Raw genomic sequence first — 19,254 nt, forward strand, 5'->3', positions numbered from 1 at the left:
TCTGGCAGGCCTAAGAACGATAAGAAAAGCGTATTACGTGGCAGATGGCGCTCTGATAAGTAATCAGATCATCAGTAATGCGGAAGTTTAGAGAGGTAAGATCGATAAATGTAAAAAAGCACCCAAGTGGGTGCTTTTATAAGGCTTATATTTATGACTATTGATTAGCCATAAATGTTAGCACGGTCGCGAAGTTCCTTACCTGGCTTAAAGTGAGGGACATACTTACCTTCCAGCTCAACTTTATCACCCGTTTTCGGATTACGACCTACACGCGGTGCACGGTAGTGAAGTGAAAAACTGCCAAACCCACGGATTTCAATACGGTCGCCTTCGGCTAGCGTAGAGGCCATTTGTTCAAGCATTTCTTTCACTGCATCCTCAACCACTTTGGCCGGGATATGAGATTGCTGTCCAGCAAGCCTTTCAATAAGTTCAGACTTGGTCATAGCGCCTCCAAATGCGTGGCTATCAATAGCCAGGATAACTGACTACCGTTACAAGAATGAGCAACTTACGTTGCTCATTCTACCGTTGTGATTACTCGCCTTTAGCTGCTTTGAACGCTTCTGCCATCGCGCTGGAGAAATTGTTTTCTTCAGGCTTGTTGTTAACAGTTGCGATTGCATCTTTCTCGTCAGCTTCGTCTTTCGCACGGACAGACAGGCTAACAACGCGGTTTTTACGATCAACACCGGTGTATTTCGCTTCAACGCTGTCGCCAACGTTCAGTACCAGCGTTGCGTCTTCAATGCGATCGCGAGAGGCTTCAGAAGCACGCAGATAGCCTTCTACGCCGTCTGCTAATTCAACTGTAGCACCTTTGGCGTCAACTGCTGTAACTTTACCAGTAACAATAGCACCTTTCTTGTTAACAGACAGGTAGTTATTGAACGGGTCTTCAGCCAGTTGTTTCACGCCTAGGGAGATACGCTCGCGCTCTGCATCAACCTGCAGAACAACAGCGGCGATTTCATCACCTTTCTTGTATTCGCGAACGGCTTCTTCGCCTGCCACGTTCCAAGAGATGTCGGACAGGTGCACCAGACCATCGATGCCGCCGTCCAGACCGATGAAGATACCGAAGTCAGTGATTGACTTGATTTTACCTTCAACGCGGTCGCCCTTGTTGTGGGTTTCTGCGAACAGCTGCCATGGGTTAGATTTACACTGTTTCAGGCCCAGGGAGATACGACGACGTTCTTCATCGATATCCAGAACCATAACTTCCACTACATCACCAACGTTAACAACTTTGGATGGGTGGATGTTTTTGTTGGTCCAATCCATTTCGGAAACGTGTACCAGACCTTCAACGCCTTCTTCGATTTCAACGAAGCAGCCGTAATCAGTCAGGTTGGTTACGCGGCCAGTCAGACGCGTGCTTTCTGGGTAACGCTTAGCGATAGCGACCCATGGATCTTCGCCCAGCTGTTTCAGACCCAGAGACACACGGGTACGTTCGCGGTCGAATTTCAGCACTTTAACAGTGATTTCGTCGCCCACATTGACGATTTCGCTTGGATGTTTAACACGTTTCCAAGCCATATCAGTGATGTGCAGCAGGCCATCAACGCCACCCAGATCAACGAATGCACCGTAGTCAGTAAGGTTCTTAACGATACCTTTAACTTCCATGCCTTCCTGCAGGTTTTCCAGCAGTTGATCGCGTTCAGCGCTGTTTTCAGATTCGATAACTGCACGGCGGGAAACAACAACGTTGTTGCGTTTCTGATCCAGCTTGATAACTTTGAACTCAAGCTCTTTGCCTTCCAGATGCAGTGTATCGCGAACCGGACGAACGTCTACCAGAGAACCTGGCAGGAACGCACGAATGCCGTTCAGCTCAACAGTGAAACCGCCTTTAACTTTACCGTTGATAATACCGGTAACAGTTGCAGCTTCTTCGTAGGCTTTTTCCAGCGTCAGCCATGCTTCATGACGTTTAGCTTTTTCGCGAGAAAGCAGAGTTTCGCCGAAGCCATCTTCGATAGCGTCCAGAGCAACGTCTACTTCATCACCAACCTGAATTTCCAGTTCGCCCTGTGCGTTCTTGAATTGCTCTACCGGAATGGCAGATTCAGATTTCAGACCGGCGTCAACCAGTACGACATCTTTATCAATAGCAACAACAACACCACGTACGATGGAACCAGGACGGGTTTCGATTTCTTTCAGGGATTCTTCAAAGAGTTGAGCAAAAGATTCAGTCATGTTTGATAATCTTAAGGGTTTCAATTTAACGTCCATCTGGCATCCTGCTCGATGGGGTTGTTTAACATGCCCCGCTGTGCATCCTTACAACGAGGTAAAAATTCAGTTTTCTGTGATTACGCTAAAATTTCGCGGGCATAAGCCAACGCGCGCGCTATCACTTCATCGATTGTCATTTCCGTTGAATCCAGCACCAACGCATCGGCAGCAGGCACTAACGGCGCAACGGGGCGATTGCGATCGCGCTCATCCCGTTCTTTTATCTCAGACAAAAGACGTTCAAAGTTAACATTAAAGCCCTTCCCCTGCAACTGTAGCATGCGACGTTGTGCGCGTTCTTCCGCGCTGGCATCCAGAAAAATCTTCACCGGTGCGTCAGGAAAGACCACAGTCCCCATATCACGGCCATCGGCAATCAGCCCCGGAGCCTCACGGAAAGCACGCTGCCGACGTAATAATGCTTCACGAACACGAGGAAAAGCCGCTGCCTGAGAAGCCGTGTTACCCACCGCTTCGGTACGAATTTCGTGGCTAACGTCCTCGCCTTCCAGAATGACTTTCAACTGCCCATCTTCTGCAACAAAGCGTACATCAAGATGAGAGGCTAGCGGGACCAGCGCATCTTCAGAACTGATATCCACATGGTGGTGTAACGCCGCCAGAGCCAAAACACGATAGATAGCCCCCGAGTCCAGCAGGTTCCATTGTAAAGCTTCAGCCAATGCCTTACATAAGGTACCTTTGCCTGCGCCGCTCGGTCCGTCAACCGTAACTACCGGTGCCATCACCGTCATTTCTCTCTCCTTAATACTGGGAAGTTCCGCTTATGCCGTTTATGGCATCACGGAGCCTCATTATACGCATCAATACAAAGAAAGGTTACCCCAATGCCGGAATGGCGGGAAAAATAAGACATTCTCTGAACGTGCTACGCAATTTTGGAGGAAAAACAGCGTGGGATGTAGTGGAAGGCGATCGAGGAAAAAAGGCACGGAAACCGTGCCTGGAAGGGAATCAAGCCAGTTCGCTGAGACGTGCCAATTGCTCGAAGTAGTCAGGGAAGGTTTTAGCCGTACACTTCGGATCCAAAATCGTGACCGGCGTATCCGACAAGGCCACCAGAGAGAAACACATCGCCATACGGTGATCGTTATACGTACCGATTTCTGCCGCTTTCAACTTGGCTGGCGGCGTAATGCGAATGTAGTCGTTGCCCTCTTCCACTTCTGCGCCAACTTTGCGCAGTTCAATCGCCATCGCCGCTAAACGGTCGGTTTCTTTCACGCGCCAGTTATAGATATTACGCAGTGTGGTGGTACCGCCCTGAGCGAAAAGCGCCGCCGTAGCAAGAGTCATCGCAGCATCAGGAATATGGTTCATATCCATATCGATCGCGTGCAGTTCACCGCGTTCGCATTCAATGTAATCCTCACCCCAACGCACGATTGCGCCCATCTTTTCCAAGACATCAGCGAAACGGATATCACCTTGTACGCTATTACGGCCCACGCCAGTCACACGTACAACGCCACCTTTAATCGCCGCTGCTGCCAGAAAGTAAGAAGCCGACGACGCATCGCCTTCAACCAGATAATCACCCGGTGAACGGTACTGCTGGCGACCCGCAACGAAGAAGTGTTGGTAATTTTCATGGCGCACGTCAATACCAAACGCTTTCATCATATGCAGCGTGATATCGATATACGGCTTGGAAACCAGATCGCCCTGAATGCTGATTTTCGTATCCTGCGCGGCCAATGGCGCGGTCATCAAGAGAGCAGTCAGGAACTGGCTCGATACACTGCCATCTACGCTGATTTCGCCACCCTGGAAACCACCGTGCAAACGAAGCGGCGGATAGTTTTCCTGTTCCAAATAGTCAATTTTCGCCCCCCCCTGACGTAGTGCGTCGACCAAATGTCCAATCGGCCGCTCTTTCATGCGGGGTTCGCCTGTCAGAACAATATCTCCGTCGGTCAGACACAGAGCCGCAGTCAGTGGCCGCATCGCGGTACCCGCGTTCCCTAAAAACAGTTCCAGCGGCTGCGATGCTGTAAACGCACCACCCAGCCCAATAATTTCACACACGGTTCGATCAGATGACAGATGATATTCCGCCCCCAACGCCGTTAACGCTGTCAACATATGGCGAACATCGTCACTGTCTAACAGGTTAGTCAGTCGGGTCTTTCCTTCGGACAAGGCAGCGAGCAAAAGCGCACGGTTAGAGACGCTTTTAGACCCTGGAAGGTTAAGGGTGCCGTTAATCAGCTTGATGGGGTGTAAGGTCAGGGATTCCTGCATGTGAAGCCTATTCTTTCAACGTGGACATAAAAACCCCGGAAAGCCCGGGGTTGATCAAAATGTGTAGCGAGGTTGGCGTGAATCAACCGTGGCGACGTGCGAAGTCGGCCATAAACTCAGTCAGCGCTTTCACGCCTTCCAACGGCATCGCATTATAGATAGAAGCACGCATGCCGCCTACAACACGATGGCCTTTCAGCGCGTGCAGACCCGCAGCGACTGACTCCTCAAGGAAGACTTTATCCAGCGCGGAGTCCGCCAGCAAGAACGGTACGTTCATGCGAGAACGGTTCGCTACTGCAACGTCGTTACGATAGAAGTCGTTACCGTCAATCGCGCTATACAGCAGGTCAGCTTTCTCTTGGTTACGTTTTTCCATTTCAGCCAGACCGCCATGCTCTTTCAGCCATTTGAAGACCATGCCGGACAGATACCAGGCAAACGTCGGTGGCGTGTTAAACATAGAGTCATTGTCCGCCAGAACCTGATAATCCAGAATCGATGGCAGTTCACGGCGCGCTTTACCCAGCAAATCCTCACGCACAATAACCAGCGTCAGGCCAGCAGGGCCGATATTTTTCTGCGCACCGGCATAGATCACACCGTAGCGGCTAACGTCAATGCGACGAGACAGGATGCTGGAAGAATAGTCGGCGACCACAATTTTATCGCCAAAATCCGGCTCTTCTTCAATCGCAACACCGTCAATGGTTTCATTCGGGCAGTAATGCACAAACGCGGCATCATCAGACAATTTCCACTCACGCATCGGCTTGATGCCACGCAGATCGTCTATACGCGTTTTCACGTCAATCACGTTAGGCGTGCAATACTTTTCTGCTTCATTGATTGCGCTGTGTGCCCAATATCCACCGTCGATGTAATCCGCAGTTGAGCGGTCACCCAAGAGATTTAACGGCACTGCCGCAAATTGCGCACGCGCACCACCGTGGCAAAAAAGCACTTTGTAGTTGGAGGGGATTTTCAGCAAATCACGCAGATCTTGTTCGGATTCAGCGGCAACCTGCATAAACTCTTTACTGCGGTGGCTGATTTCCATGACCGATGTTCCCAGGCCATTCCAATTACATAATTCCTGTTCAGCACGACGCAGTACTTCAACCGGCAGCATTGCTGGACCGGCGCTAAAATTAAAAATCTGAGTCATTTCCCCTCACCACACCTGAAAAATAGCGGCTGTTTTTATCACCGTTGTTACAAATACCATTTTTATAAACCTACCGGTTATAAAAATACCGCTGTTACAAGATCGTAGTTATAACGGAACGACCGCCATAACCACACTACTTTTACCCTGCTATCGGTTTTATCACTCGTCCATCGCGGCTGCAACGCTTATTGCGCTTTCATTATGCAAAACGACACGTTAGGTAGTCTGTTCTTTTTCGCTGCTGCCAATCTGTTATGAATAAATAGAGTCCAGACAGAAAAATCCGTATCATGCCGCTTCCGCTAATCTCGATAAGAGTGAACACCATGACTCAAACGTTTATCCCAGGCAAAGACGCCGCCCTGGAAGATTCCATCGCCCGTTTTCAACAGCAACTCCAGGACCTGGGGTTTAACATCGAAGAAGCGTCATGGCTGAACCCAGTGCCAAACGTCTGGTCTGTCCATATTCGGGACCGCGATTGCCCACTCTGTTTCACTAACGGCAAAGGCGCCAGTAAGAAAGCGGCACTGGCCTCTGCGTTAGGCGAGTATTTCGAGCGTCTGTCCACCAACTATTTCTTTGCTGACTTCTACCTCGGCAAAACTATCGCTAACGGCGATTTCGTTCACTATCCGAATGAAAAATGGTTCCCTATTCCGGAAGATGATGCGCTGCCGGAAGGCATTCTGGATGCCCGTCTGCACCAATTTTACGACCCAGAGCAGGAACTGAGCGCCAGCGATCTGATCGATCTGCAATCCGGTAATGCCGGCAGAGGTATTTGTGCACTGCCGTTTACTCGTCAGTCCGATCAGCAAACCGTCTATATTCCGATGAATATCATCGGTAACCTGTACGTCTCTAACGGGATGTCCGCTGGTAACACCGCCAACGAAGCCCGTGTTCAGGGGCTGTCTGAAGTGTTTGAACGTAGCATCAAAAACCGAATCATTGCTGAATCCATCAGCCTGCCGGAAATCCCACAAGAGGTCCTGAACCGCTACCCAGGCGTGGTCGAAGCAATTGCGACACTGGAAAAAGAAGGTTTCCCGATTTTCTCTTATGATGCCTCACTGGGCGGGAAATATCCGGTCATCTGCGTAGTATTGTTTAATCCTGCTAACGGTACTTGCTTCGCCTCATTCGGCGCGCATCCTGACTTCGGCGTGGCGCTGGAGCGTACCGTCACTGAACTGTTGCAGGGTCGTGGTCTGAAAGATCTGGACGTGTTTACTCCACCGACGTTCGATGATGAAGAAGTTGCTGAACACGCCAATCTGGAAACCCACTTTATCGATTCCAGCGGTCTGATCTCCTGGGATACGTTCAAGAAAACAGCGGATTATGAATTTGCCGACTGGAGTTTTAAAGGATCGACAGAAGAAGAATTCGCCACGTTGATGGCGATCTTCCAGCAGGAAGATAAAGAAGTCTACATTGCTGACTATGAGCATCTGGCCGTTTATGCCTGCCGCATCATCGTGCCGGGAATGTCAGACATCTACCCTGCCGACGATCTGCTGTTAGCTAACAACAGCATGGGCGCTCATCTGCGTGACACACTGCTGGCGCTGCCGGACAGCAAATGGGAAAAAGAAGATTATCTGGCACTGTTGCAACAGTTGGACGACGAAGGGCTGGATGATTTCACCCGCGTACGTGAGCTGCTTGGTATTGCCACAGGAAAAGATAATGGCTGGCTCACTCTACGCGTTGGCGAATTGAAAGCCATGCTGGGTCTGGCCGGTGGCGATCTGGATCAGGCGCTGATCTGGACAGAATGGACGCAGGATTTCAACGACTCCGTCTTTACGGCACAGCGCAGCAATTACTACCGCTGCCTGCAAACCCTGCTGTTACTGGCACAAGAGCCTGAGCGCGATCCAGCAGAATATTACGATGCCTTTACCAAAATGTACGGCAGCGAGACGCTCGAGGCTGCCAGTGCTGCTGTTGCTGGCGAAACCTGTTTCTACGGCCTGTTTGCCGTGGATGACACCTTTACGTCTTTACCTGCGCACCAGTCGCTGCTAGCCGCCTATGAAAAATTGCAACAGGCTAAACGTCGTTATTGGCAAGCCAAGTAATGTCTGAGTGATGCAGTCAGCACGTGTCTTATATCGATGCGTGCGATCTATGACAAATAGCAAACTGCACATCTCCACCTCTAATAGCCCTTTATTTTAAAGGGCTATTTTATTATCCAACGGGCAATATTTATTATCCGTGATGCATAATCAGAATATTGTTATTGAATAGTGAATTTTTAATTAAATTACCTCGACAAGGTGGTACTGAAATTCTACAAAACATGATTTTCATTAACGCTAAATCGGTAGGTTTAACGTATGCCATTCAACTCTTTTTGTAAAATTTAAAATATTTTTTTATCATAAAATTCAATAAATTAACCACAAAACCCTACTATTCCACCCTGCTTACCGGCCTGTTAATTTCTTGCAATATGATCCACGTCAAATTTTACCGTATACTGCTTTGTTAGTATCTCAACGCTGATAAATTTTAAGAGAGAGTTAGTGTGAAAGCTGACAACCCCTTCACTCTATTACTACCGGCCGCTATGGCAAAAGTTGCTGAAGACGCCGGAGTCTATAAAGCTACCAAACAACCGTGTACGACGTTTTATTTAGCGATCACAGCGGGTGTATTTATTTCGATCGCTTTCGTCTTTTATATTACTGCCACTACTGGGACCGCGACGATTCCTTTCGGTATCGCGAAATTGATCGGGGGCATCTGTTTCTCCCTTGGCCTCATGTTGGTTGTCGTCTGCGGTGCAGACTTGTTTACCTCAACCGTTCTCATCGTGATTGCCAAAGCCAGTGGACGTATTACCTGGAAACAACTAGCCTTGAACTGGGCTAATGTTTATGTCGGCAACCTGATTGGCGCGCTTTTCTTCGTTGGACTTATTTGGTTCTCGGGAGAGCATATGGTCGCAAACGGTGCGTGGGGTCTGAACGTCCTGCAAACAGCTGAACACAAACTTGAACATACGTTTGTTGAAGCATTGTGTCTGGGTATTCTGGCAAACCTGCTAGTCTGTCTGGCCGTATGGATGAGCTATTCTGGCCGTACACTGACAGACAAAATGTTTGCCATGATTCTGCCTGTCGCCATGTTCGTTTCCAGCGGCTTTGAACACAGCATCGCCAACATGTTCATGATTCCTATGGGCATCGTTATCAAAAATTTTGCGGCCCCGGAATTCTGGAATGCCATTAGCATGGCGCCGTCTCAGTTTGAACATTTAACCGTTAGCCACTTCATTACCGATAACCTGATTCCTGTCACCCTAGGGAACATTATCGGCGGCGGCATAATGGTCGGTTTAACATATTGGGTAATTTATTTGCGCGGTGGAGACAAGCACCACTAAGGTGCAATCGGCCGCAACGTCGGGTTTTAAGAAATCCATATCAAAGGTAGGTGTAAAATGACCGAGCTGAATGAAAAATTGGCCAATGCATGGCAAGGCTTTAGCAAAGGTGAATGGCAGGATAACGTCAACGTTCGTGACTTTATCCAGAAAAACTACACGCCGTATGAAGGTGATGAGTCTTTCCTGGCTGGCGCAACCAAAGCGACCTCAGCGCTGTGGGACAGCGTCATGGAAGGCATCAAACAGGAAAACCGCACTCACGCGCCTGTTGATTTTGATACCAATGTTGCTGCAACTATCACGTCTCACGACGCGGGATACATCAACAAAGGTCTGGAAAAAATCGTTGGTCTTCAGACTGATGCTCCGTTGAAACGTGCGTTAATTCCGTTCGGCGGCATCAAAATGGTTGAAGGTTCATGCAAAGTTTACGGTCGTGAACTGGATCCTCAACTGAAAAAAATCTTCACCGAATACCGTAAAACGCACAATCAGGGCGTGTTCGATGTTTACACCCCAGACATTATGCGTTGTCGTAAGTCTGGTGTTCTGACTGGTCTGCCAGATGCTTACGGCCGTGGCCGTATCATCGGTGACTACCGTCGCGTTGCGCTGTACGGTATCGACTACCTGATGAAAGACAAGTTTGCTCAGTTCACTTCTCTGCAATCCAAACTGGAAAACGGTGAAGATCTGGAAGCAACAATCCGTCTGCGTGAAGAAATTGCCGATCAGCATCATGCTCTGAGCCAAATTAAAGAAATGGCAGCTAAATATGGCTGTGATATTTCTGGTCCAGCAGTGACAGCTCAGGAAGCCGTTCAGTGGACTTACTTCGGCTACTTGGCTGCGGTGAAATCACAGAATGGTGCGGCAATGTCCTTCGGACGTGTCTCAACCTTCCTGGATATCTACCTTGATCGCGATCTGAAAGCGGGCAAAATCACGGAAGAAGAAGCTCAGGAAATGATTGACCATTTGGTCATGAAACTGCGTATGGTGCGTTTCCTGCGTACACCTGAGTATGATGAGCTGTTCTCTGGTGACCCGATCTGGGCAACAGAATCTCTGGCTGGTATGGGTCTGGATGGTCGTACACTGGTGAGCAAAACCAGCTTCCGCTTCCTGAACACCCTGTACACCATGGGGCCGTCTCCAGAGCCGAACATGACCATTCTGTGGTCTGAAAAACTGCCACAAAGCTTTAAAAACTATGCCGCTAAAGTCTCCATCGATACCTCTTCTCTGCAATACGAGAATGACGATCTGATGCGTCCTGACTTTAACAACGATGACTACGCGATTGCTTGTTGCGTAAGCCCGATGATCGTTGGCAAACAAATGCAGTTCTTCGGTGCCCGTGCAAACCTGGCAAAAACCATGCTGTACGCAATCAATGGCGGCGTGGATGAAAAACTGAAAATGCAGGTTGGTCCGAAATCAGAACCAATCAAAGGCGACGTTCTGGACTTCGACGAAGTGATGGAACGTATGGATCACTTCATGGATTGGCTGGCTAAGCAATATGTCACCTCTCTGAACATCATCCACTACATGCACGACAAATACAGCTACGAAGCGGCGCTAATGGCACTGCACGATCGTGACGTATTCCGTACCATGGCGTGTGGTATCGCTGGTCTGTCTGTTGCTGCTGACTCCTTGTCTGCTATCAAATATGCCAAAGTTAAACCAATTCGTGATGAAGATGGTCTGGCTATCGACTTTGATATCGAAGGCGAATATCCGCAATTCGGTAACAACGATTCTCGCGTAGATGAACTGGCTTGTGACCTGGTTGAACGTTTCATGAAGAAAATTCAGAAACTGAATACCTACCGTGGCGCAACACCAACTCAGTCGGTTCTGACCATCACCTCTAACGTGGTATATGGTAAGAAAACAGGTAACACGCCAGACGGTCGCCGTGCAGGTGCACCGTTCGGACCTGGTGCTAACCCAATGCACGGTCGTGACCAGAAAGGTGCAGTTGCCTCTCTGACTTCTGTTGCCAAACTGCCGTTTGCTTACGCGAAAGATGGTATTTCTTATACCTTCTCCATCGTACCTAACGCGTTAGGTAAAGACGACAACGTGCGTAAAGCTAACCTTGCGGGCCTGATGGATGGTTACTTCCACCACGAAGCCAGCATCGAAGGCGGTCAGCACCTGAACGTTAACGTCATGAACCGTGAAATGCTGCTTGATGCGATGGAAAACCCGGAAAAATATCCGCAGTTGACTATCCGTGTATCTGGCTACGCAGTGCGCTTCAACTCACTGACGAAAGAACAGCAACAAGACGTTATTACCCGTACCTTCACACAGTCAATCTAATTTCCATGGCTGTCTGAAAAAGCGTAAAATAAAGGCTCCACGTCAGTGGGGCCTTTTTCTCGCCCTCGCTTGTCGTTCAGATTGTTAACCTGTTTTGCCAGCCCGCTATGTTGCCCTAATCATGTGGATGGCTTGCAAAACAGATTCGACGCAGCATCTGTCACACGGTGTTTTTCTGTCAGAAACTCCTGCCAGATCGGTACCTACTTTCTCATGACTGCGCTCATAAAGACCGCTATTGTCCGGTCAAATTTGGAGAAAACCTCGCAATGTCAGTAATCGGTCGCATCCACTCTTTTGAATCCTGTGGCACCGTCGATGGTCCAGGCATCCGTTTTATTATCTTCTTTCAGGGCTGTCTGATGCGCTGCCTGTATTGCCATAACCGTGATACCTGGGATACGCACGGCGGCAAAGAAGTGACGGTTGAAGAACTCATGAAAGAAGTCGTGACTTACCGCCATTTTATGAATGCATCCGGCGGTGGCGTAACGGCATCAGGCGGCGAGGCTATTCTCCAAGCCGAGTTTGTGCGCGACTGGTTCCGTGCCTGTAAGGCAGAAGGTATCAACACCTGTCTGGACACCAATGGGTTCGTGCGCCGTTACGATCCCGTCATTGACGAACTATTGGACGTCAGCGATTTAGTGATGCTGGACTTGAAGCAAATGAACGATGATATCCATCAGAATTTAGTTGGTGTATCGAATCACCGTACACTGGATTTCGCTCGCTATCTGGCAAAACGTAACCAGCGTACCTGGATACGTTATGTGGTGGTCCCTGGCTGGTCTGATGATGATGAATCCGCGCACAAGCTGGGCGAATTCACCAAAGATATGACGAACATCGAGAAAATTGAGCTTCTACCGTACCATGAGCTTGGTAAACACAAGTGGATCGCGATGGGGGAAGAGTACAAGTTAGACGGTGTTAAACCGCCGAAGGCTGATACGATGGATCGTGTTAAATCGATTCTGGAAAGCTACGGTCACAAGGTAATCTACTAACCTATGACGCTTTCTGAAAAAATAGCGCGCTCACACGGCGCGCTATTTTCATTTCAGCGGATCAACATCGCGATTGATCTTGACCCGCTACATTGTAGACAAGCACCGAGTTAAACCAGATTCCCTGCGGCTTTGATTCTCACCTGTACTGCATTTCCCGGCAGATAGGCCAGCGGGATTTCCTGATAATCGATGATTTCAACGCTGCCAAGCATGGCTCCTGTCTCTTCCGCAAGACGAATGGTTTGCTGCTGCAATTCACTCTTTATCTTTTCACGATCGTTATCTGACATTTTAACCACGCGTTCGATCTGTGCTCCTACCTTCCCTAGCGCCACACCCACCGCATTTGCCGCATCAAAATTCAGTGGACGCATGACCTGGCTGACACCGGATAAAACGTCGGGCAGTAAAATACTGCCACCGCCAACAAGCACAGCGGGAATAGCCGCACTCGACGATTTAATCCGATCGATAGCACTTTCCACTTTATCAATCATCTGACGATAAGCCTGCTGACAAAGTACTTTATCCAACTCGGGCAACGGAAGAGGAAGATCCGCAGTCCATCGCTCACGCTGAAGTTGCAGCATAATATCGTTGAGCGTTAACGTCTCTCCACCAAAACTGACGCCCTGCTCAAGAAGGCGATAGCCGACACTGTCAGGGCCAAGGGTGAGTTTTCCATCCTGAGACTGCCGAACACAGGTTCCACCGCCAATGCCAATAGAAATAATATCCGGCATCCTGAAATTCGTCCGCACATCACCTACTTCAACGGCGATTGCCGATTCACGCGGAAAACCATTCACTAATACGCCAATATCTGTCGTGGTGCCGCCGACATCGATAATCAGCGCATTATCCAATCCAGAAAGGTGGCACGCCCCGCGAATCGAGTTTGTTGGTCCACAGGCCATCGTCAGAATAGGATATTGCTTCACCATACTCTCGGACATCAAGGTGCCGTCGTTTTGCCCGAAGAATGGCGTAGCCTTAATTCCGTGCCGAATTAGCGCTTGTGTAAAGCCGTTAACAAAACGATTTGCGGTGCTTTGCAGCGATGCATTCAGGATCGTCGCGTTTTCTCTTTCCAGCAATCCCGTGCTGCCTATCCGGTGGGATAACGACAGAGAAACATCAGGTAATGCCGCATTCACCCACTGGGCAACCTGCAATTCCTGCTCACTATTTACTGGAGAAAATACGCCACAGATAGCCACGCTGTCCACATGACCACGCATCTTGTCACAGACCGCCAGTACTTCATCCCGCCGTACAGGATGAATCTCCCGACCATCAAATTCATAGCCGCCATGAAGCTGGTAGAAATGCTCGCCTAACGTCTTTTGCCACTCGTCATCCCAACCAAACAATGGTGGGACGCTATCACTGCTTGGCAGGCTCAGACGCAATAATCCAACGCGATCCAGTCCTTTCCGCTCAACAATCGCATTGGTACATTGGGTTGTGCCTAACATCGCGTAGCGAATATGCTGCGGTGCAATCCCAGACTGCGCCAATACCGTAGCAATCACGCGCTCGATGCCACTATAGATATCCATACTGGTTGGAAACTTGGCCGTCGCAATACAGCGCAGATCAGCATCTAAAATTGCCGCATCCGTGTTTGTGCCTCCGACATCAATCCCGAGTCGGTAATCATTTTTATGTAACATCGGGAAGACCTCAGCGGTTTGCAAGCTGTTCTATTGGTACATACTGCACCGGATAGCCAAAATATTCCGGCCCCGCGACGTCAATCCCTTTTGGCGTTCGCCATTTCTCATTGCACGGATAGGCAATGACATCGACTCGCTGCCCATAACGTAAATGTTCCGTGATAATCGGACGCCCGGTTTCACTATCTACAATGGAGATCAAATCAGGAACAACAGCCAGCAGATTATCCTGCGTAGGTTCTACTGACTGTGAAGAACGATAAGCCAGCAAGAGTTCATTCTGGAAAAGCACCGTAAACGATTCGCCTTTATCACTCCCCATACCATCCAGTACCACTTTACCCCGAGCAAAACCACCGGTTGTGCGCCGATCAACATCGACAATTTTACCCGATGCAATGACGTGGCCATTGAGCACAGTAAGTAGAGACTGCACAGGATGACTGCCCGACTGATGCGCTTCACGCAGCGTTTTTCCAATATTTTGCGCCAGGGTTAGCGTTCCCTTAATGGCGCTACGTTTGAGCTCATGTCCACGAAGTGGATAATCACACATCGCACAGGCAGCACCCATCTGCTCCGTAATCGCTCTGGCTAGCCGTTCAGACCACACACCATCAATAGGATTAAGGATAACCGAGTTACCTTTCTCATCAGCTAACGTGTTTGGTGCCGAAGATAAACCATCAAGGAAAAAGGTCACCATTTGTGCTTCGGGGAATGCACGCCCCATTGCATCACAATCGATAACCGGCAACCCTTTCTTAGCCGCAACAACAAAGGGGATCAGCGAGTTAATACCACCGACTTCAATTGAAAACGTACCCGAGGCTGATTCCGCCAGCACTGTTTCCATTGTGTCAAAAGCCAAAACAATCTGGCGCTGTGAAATAATTTTTTCCACAGAAACCGTCGGTGCCCCCATAGTGCTGCATGGGACAAAAAGCGAATCATCTTCGATATCATCGAGATTCATCAGAACAATAGGCTGGGTGTTACGTAATGCATTCTTGGCAATTAATGAGCCAAGATAGGGATCTCCCCCGCCCCCAGTGCCAAGAACCGATGCTCCCAGAGCAATATCATCTATTGTTTCAGAATCAATATAGCGGGTCATTATTTGTCCAGAAAGACGAAGAACCCCTATTTAAAAATAGGGGACCAAGCAATTACATCCCAACTCGTGGGAATACCTTACGCAATGCGACATATATCGCCATACTCACCATGATTCCATCTAAAGCAGAAATCGAGCTAATAGTAAGAACATTGAAAAAATCTGTCGATGTCAAAAGGCTAACCAAACTTCCGCATATCCAGGCTACAGCTGCGCCAATGTTCAGATTCTTCGGTTCTGATATATCGATCTTTGAGGGTGATAAATCAAAAAAGTAATATTCAGCCAGATATACACCAGCGATTGGTGAGACTATCACCCCCAATAATGAGAGAAATTGGGTAAAATTATTAATCATCCCATTGTAGGCGAAAAACAACCCAACAAAAGCCATCAAAATCACTAATTTAGGACGGGACAATGCCCGAATGACCACAGAGAGTCCTAACGATGCGGAGATTAGATTTGAACTATTTGTTGTCCATTGTGCAAAGATTAAAATCACAATGGCTGACATACCCAGTCCAATACTAAAGAATATTTCGACAAGATCATCGCTACCGACCAGATGGGTTAGTAAAAGCGCAACTAAAATTGTCGCGCTATTACCGAAGCAAAAGCCTAATCCAGCTCCCAAGATAGCGTCTTTGCGTGTTTTGGCGTAGCGTGCAATATCAGGCGACATAATACTGGCCGCAACAATCCAGATAGAAACAACATAAGAGATTGCGCTTCCCATGCTAATGGGGTTTTTGATAGCTATTATTGGTGGTGTAGAATGATCAACTGCAGCCAAATAAATCCCTGTTACTATCAGAATCAGCATTAAAGGGACGCTAAACATGCTGAGCCTTCCTAATGATCTGACCCCCCAAATAGCGGTTAATGCCATCAGTATCATGCCGAATAGTAAGATAGGAAAACGGCCAGGTTCAAAATGATAATGAAGCAATGCCTTTTGTAGCATGGCACCAAAGAAATCAAGCTGGAAAGCGAACCAACCGACCAAAGAAATCGCAGAGAATATGCCGATAACTTTGCCGCCAAATTTGCCAAACACCGAGATACTTAATAGAGTCGTTGATAGCCCACAGCCATAACCCACATTAGCGCATAGCGCGGCAAGCACACCGAGCAAAGCAGAACCAATAAGCGTGGCACTAACGGCCTGAGAAAATGGCAACCCACCGCTCAAAAAAGTACCAAGGAATAAACCTGAAATATCAATCCCAATTGCCAGCCATATTAACGTAATTACATACCAGCGCTTTCGAGCTTCAGCAGGGACAGGTTCGTATTCGTAATCATAGATTTGCCGCTCCTGTTTTTCTTTTTCAGGTACAGCATTCCCTTGAGACATAACTCCTCCATTAAATAAGCAGCAAATAATTATTGTATCGTTGTGATATTTTATAGAGGTTGTCTGGCGACGTATAGAACAATGGTGTTGTCAGCAAGCTAACAACACCATTATGCTTTATGAGAAACCCTGATGTGACGCATAAACCACGATTTTTGTGGCGACCACATCAATAATGTGGTGTGACAACAAGATAAATTGGTTTCATATCGATTAATACAGATATATTTTGATGTTAACATTCAGATATGTAATGTATGCGAAGGAAATGCTATGCGCTTAGATAAACTGGAGATTCGCTGGTTAAAACTTTTTTGTAAAATCGTTGAAAAACAAGGAATTACTAACGCACAAACTGCAACTGGATTGAGTCAGCCCGTCCTAAGCCACTATCTGTCTAGACTTGAAGATACACTTGGACTTGTTTTGTGTGAACGTGGCCGTGGGGGCTTTGCCTTAACAACTGAAGGAGAAGTTGTCTACCAGGAAGCAAAATCTGTCATTTCCACACTCGATGACTTCGCTAACAGGCTAGCCCGCATCAAACATCAACTTATAGGTAAAGTAAAACTAGGCTGCTTGGATAATATCGCCACTCACCCCAACAACGTTGTATCACAAGCGATATCTCATCTTTATGACCAAAGCCCAGACGTCAACGTCGAAATCGAAATTATGGAATATCTTCCGCTCATGGAGCGGTTAAAAAATGGGCACCTCGATGTTGTTCTAAGCGCCCTGCCCGATGACATTCCCGCAGACATTTTCTATCAGCCTGTCTTTGTTGAACATAGCTACTTTTATTCTCTAGCAGAAAATGCTGCAATGATCGAACGTGAATGGCTTGCTGGTGAGTTAAATCCTCGCAGGCTGCTAATTGGCGGGCATGCCGTAAACGAGATATCTAAACAGCTAGGGTCTGTATCAAAGCAAGGTTATCACCAGACAGCCTGGCATCTAGAAGGAAGTTTGTTACTTCTGCTAGCAGGAACTCATATTGGTTTTCTTCCCGACCATTATGCAGCCTCTTGGGTGGAAAAAGGGAAACTTGCAGCAATTGCTCCAGATCGTTTAAAGCTAACCAGCATATTTTATCTGGTGCGAAACGCAAAACAACGTCTCAGTCCGGTAGCCGAGGCGCTGTGGAATAATATGGTAGACGCGGGACAAAGTTCATTGGCCGGCCTTGATACCACTGACTCAAGCAGCAGCTAATGGCGTTGAATGATGATCGGCTTTTCTGAGCAACATCATCAGGTAGATCATCGCAATAACGGCGATGAGTACGAACAGTAATCGATCGGAATAACTCTGCATCAACACCGCAGCAACGCTTGGTCCACAAAGACTGCCAAGCGTGTAGCTGAGGAGCAGCGCCTGATTCATCGCCACCAGTTCTTCAGGACGTACCTTTTCACATGCCCACGACATAGCGACGGGGTACAACGTAAACCCTGCGCACCCCAATAAGAATAGCGACGGTGCCATAGCATAGTGACTAATGCTGAGCATCGCAGCACAACCAATAATCACCACAAAGACTAATACTCGAAGAACTAACAACCGACCATAACGGTCAGCCATACGCCCAACAGGCCATTGGCCAACAATCCCTGAGCTGATCAACAGCGCCATCCAGTAGCCTACTTGCGCATCATTCATCCCCTGATGGGAGAGATACAGTGGCATCAGACCATACAACGAACCTAAAATTGCGCCGGAAATAATACAACCATGCACGCCTAAACGCGCACTGCGATACGTCAGCATTTTCCACATATTGACATGCTTTTCGTACTGTTCTGGCGGCGTAGGAAGGCGAGTAAACAACAGAGGTAGTACGGCCAAAATAACTAATGCGACCATCCACGGCAGTACGCCCAATAATGACGCAGGCAACACGCCAAGCAACAGCTGTCCGACCACGCTACCGAGGTAGTAAGCAATCATATAAGCAGCGAGCAGTTGCCCTCTCTGCGTCGAGGTTCCACTACATAACAAGGCGCTTTCGACCACAACCCAGATTAATGCGCAACCTATCCCAGCCAAAAAACGCCAGAACAGCCAACTGCCGATATCCGCAGAAATACCGAGGCCAACAATCGCGATGCCAAATAATAAAGCCGCAAAATAATAGCTGCGGTTAAACCCATACAGTTTGATTAATTTACCGGCTAATAGCGTTCCAACCAAATTACCACCGAAATAGGAGGAACCAACGAGGCCAACCTGCCAGACAGGGAGAGACTGATAACTTAGCCAAAGTGGGACCAACGTATTTAATACCGCAATACAAACCGTCAGCAGCAAAAGTCCGCAGAGCAGTAACAGCACTGGGCGGGAATAAGCAGACATAGCGAGTGGATAACCAAGCAACCGGAGAAGAGTGAGCGCATCATGCCACTGCATATATAAAAGTCAATCCGGGCAAAAAGTGCTAAAACGCCTTTCTTAAATTATGGATTGAAAGAATTAATCAATACTCGCAGAAGGGCCGTCACCGTTAAGCAAGGAATTCTTATAACCAACTGGTTTTAAAACACTTTAAACGTAAAAACCAAGCAATACGAGCGGTATTAGGTCGATAAATTACTTTTACGATGAAAAAATATTACCGAAGATAAGGCGTAAAAAAAGCGCCCTTAGGCGCTTT

At 48.1% G+C, this 19,254-nt stretch carries 14 protein-coding genes; 5 read left to right on the forward strand and 9 right to left on the reverse strand.

Annotated elements, in window-relative coordinates; translation table 11 throughout:
- Positions 1 to 164: 164 nt before the first annotated feature.
- From ihfB to serC, 5 genes are all read right to left on the reverse strand, one after another.
- On the reverse strand, positions 165 to 449 hold the full coding sequence (gene ihfB, locus DUT67_RS12430) for an integration host factor subunit beta (protein WP_005967571.1): 285 nt from the start codon (positions 447 to 449) through the stop codon (positions 165 to 167).
- A 91-nt stretch (positions 450 to 540) separates the two neighbouring features.
- Complete coding sequence (rpsA, locus tag DUT67_RS12435; protein ID WP_039357911.1) at positions 541 to 2,214, reverse strand: 30S ribosomal protein S1; 1,674 nt, start codon at positions 2,212 to 2,214, stop codon at positions 541 to 543.
- A gap of 116 nt (positions 2,215 to 2,330) precedes the next feature.
- Complete coding sequence (gene cmk / locus DUT67_RS12440; RefSeq protein ID WP_113631888.1) at positions 2,331 to 3,008, reverse strand: (d)CMP kinase; 678 nt, start codon at positions 3,006 to 3,008, stop codon at positions 2,331 to 2,333.
- 220 nt (positions 3,009 to 3,228) lie between these two features.
- Positions 3,229 to 4,518, reverse strand: a complete 1,290-nt coding sequence (gene aroA, locus DUT67_RS12445) for a 3-phosphoshikimate 1-carboxyvinyltransferase (protein WP_113631887.1) — start codon at positions 4,516 to 4,518, stop codon at positions 3,229 to 3,231.
- A gap of 82 nt (positions 4,519 to 4,600) precedes the next feature.
- Positions 4,601 to 5,686, reverse strand: a complete 1,086-nt coding sequence (gene serC / locus DUT67_RS12450; protein ID WP_048259800.1) for a 3-phosphoserine/phosphohydroxythreonine transaminase — start codon at positions 5,684 to 5,686, stop codon at positions 4,601 to 4,603.
- Between the two features lie 329 nt (positions 5,687 to 6,015).
- Here serC and ycaO point away from each other — a divergent pair, with 329 nt between their 5' ends.
- The 4 genes from ycaO to pflA all read left to right on the forward strand — a co-directional run bounded on the left by ycaO (position 6,016) and on the right by pflA (position 12,442).
- Positions 6,016 to 7,779 (forward strand): 30S ribosomal protein S12 methylthiotransferase accessory factor YcaO, encoded by a 1,764-nt coding sequence (gene ycaO, locus DUT67_RS12455; protein ID WP_113631886.1) that lies wholly within the window; start codon positions 6,016 to 6,018, stop codon positions 7,777 to 7,779.
- 452 nt (positions 7,780 to 8,231) lie between these two features.
- A complete protein-coding gene (focA, locus tag DUT67_RS12460) occupies positions 8,232 to 9,092 on the forward strand; it encodes a formate transporter FocA (RefSeq protein ID WP_113631885.1) in 861 nt (286 codons plus the stop codon).
- Between the two features lie 57 nt (positions 9,093 to 9,149).
- Entirely contained in the window at positions 9,150 to 11,432 is a 2,283-nt protein-coding gene (gene pflB / locus DUT67_RS12465; protein ID WP_113631884.1) for a formate C-acetyltransferase, read from the forward strand.
- Positions 11,433 to 11,701: 269 nt separating this feature from the next.
- On the forward strand, positions 11,702 to 12,442 hold the full coding sequence (gene pflA, locus DUT67_RS12470; protein WP_048259796.1) for a pyruvate formate lyase 1-activating protein: 741 nt from the start codon (positions 11,702 to 11,704) through the stop codon (positions 12,440 to 12,442).
- A 110-nt stretch (positions 12,443 to 12,552) separates the two neighbouring features.
- Here pflA and DUT67_RS12475 read toward each other — a convergent pair whose 3' ends face one another.
- From DUT67_RS12475 to DUT67_RS12485, 3 genes are read right to left on the reverse strand one after another with little or no spacing between them, the layout of a single operon-like run.
- Positions 12,553 to 14,121 carry a hydantoinase/oxoprolinase N-terminal domain-containing protein gene (locus tag DUT67_RS12475; RefSeq protein WP_113631883.1) on the reverse strand — a complete coding sequence of 523 codons (1,569 nt, stop codon included), beginning with the start codon at positions 14,119 to 14,121 and terminating at the stop codon, positions 12,553 to 12,555.
- A gap of 10 nt (positions 14,122 to 14,131) precedes the next feature.
- Positions 14,132 to 15,241, reverse strand: coding sequence for a DUF917 domain-containing protein (locus DUT67_RS12480; RefSeq protein WP_113625787.1), 1,110 nt, complete (start codon positions 15,239 to 15,241; stop codon positions 14,132 to 14,134).
- 52 nt (positions 15,242 to 15,293) lie between these two features.
- Positions 15,294 to 16,601: a cytosine permease gene (locus DUT67_RS12485; protein WP_048260619.1), complete on the reverse strand. Its 1,308-nt coding sequence runs from the start codon at positions 16,599 to 16,601 to the stop codon at positions 15,294 to 15,296.
- Positions 16,602 to 16,874: 273 nt separating this feature from the next.
- On the opposite strand from DUT67_RS12485, the gene DUT67_RS12490 reads away from it, so the two are divergent.
- Entirely contained in the window at positions 16,875 to 17,816 is a 942-nt protein-coding gene (locus tag DUT67_RS12490) for a LysR family transcriptional regulator (RefSeq protein WP_113625786.1), read from the forward strand.
- Here the strand turns inward: DUT67_RS12490 and DUT67_RS12495 are convergent.
- On the reverse strand, positions 17,802 to 18,956 hold the full coding sequence (locus DUT67_RS12495; RefSeq protein ID WP_113625921.1) for an MFS transporter: 1,155 nt from the start codon (positions 18,954 to 18,956) through the stop codon (positions 17,802 to 17,804). The genes DUT67_RS12490 and DUT67_RS12495 overlap by 15 nt on opposite strands.
- Positions 18,957 to 19,254: the final 298 nt, after the last annotated feature.

The organism is Pectobacterium peruviense, assembly GCF_003312355.2.
In the GTDB taxonomy this organism is placed as follows: domain Bacteria; phylum Pseudomonadota; class Gammaproteobacteria; order Enterobacterales; family Enterobacteriaceae; genus Pectobacterium; species Pectobacterium peruviense.

Coding starts and splice junctions, on each gene's coding strand:
- ycaO (WP_113631886.1), top strand. CDS start 6,016: ATGACTCAAACGTTTATCCCAGGCAAAGACGCCGCCCTGGAAGATTCC.
- cmk (WP_113631888.1), bottom strand. CDS start 3,008: ATGACGGTGATGGCACCGGTAGTTACGGTTGACGGACCGAGCGGCGCA.
- serC (WP_048259800.1), bottom strand. CDS start 5,686: ATGACTCAGATTTTTAATTTTAGCGCCGGTCCAGCAATGCTGCCGGTT.
- rpsA (WP_039357911.1), bottom strand. CDS start 2,214: ATGACTGAATCTTTTGCTCAACTCTTTGAAGAATCCCTGAAAGAAATC.
- DUT67_RS12485 (WP_048260619.1), bottom strand. CDS start 16,601: ATGTCTCAAGGGAATGCTGTACCTGAAAAAGAAAAACAGGAGCGGCAA.
- DUT67_RS12480 (WP_113625787.1), bottom strand. CDS start 15,241: ATGACCCGCTATATTGATTCTGAAACAATAGATGATATTGCTCTGGGA.
- pflB (WP_113631884.1), top strand. CDS start 9,150: ATGACCGAGCTGAATGAAAAATTGGCCAATGCATGGCAAGGCTTTAGC.
- aroA (WP_113631887.1), bottom strand. CDS start 4,518: ATGCAGGAATCCCTGACCTTACACCCCATCAAGCTGATTAACGGCACC.
- DUT67_RS12495 (WP_113625921.1), bottom strand. CDS start 18,956: ATGTCTGCTTATTCCCGCCCAGTGCTGTTACTGCTCTGCGGACTTTTG.
- DUT67_RS12475 (WP_113631883.1), bottom strand. CDS start 14,121: ATGTTACATAAAAATGATTACCGACTCGGGATTGATGTCGGAGGCACA.
- pflA (WP_048259796.1), top strand. CDS start 11,702: ATGTCAGTAATCGGTCGCATCCACTCTTTTGAATCCTGTGGCACCGTC.
- ihfB (WP_005967571.1), bottom strand. CDS start 449: ATGACCAAGTCTGAACTTATTGAAAGGCTTGCTGGACAGCAATCTCAT.
- DUT67_RS12490 (WP_113625786.1), top strand. CDS start 16,875: ATGCGCTTAGATAAACTGGAGATTCGCTGGTTAAAACTTTTTTGTAAA.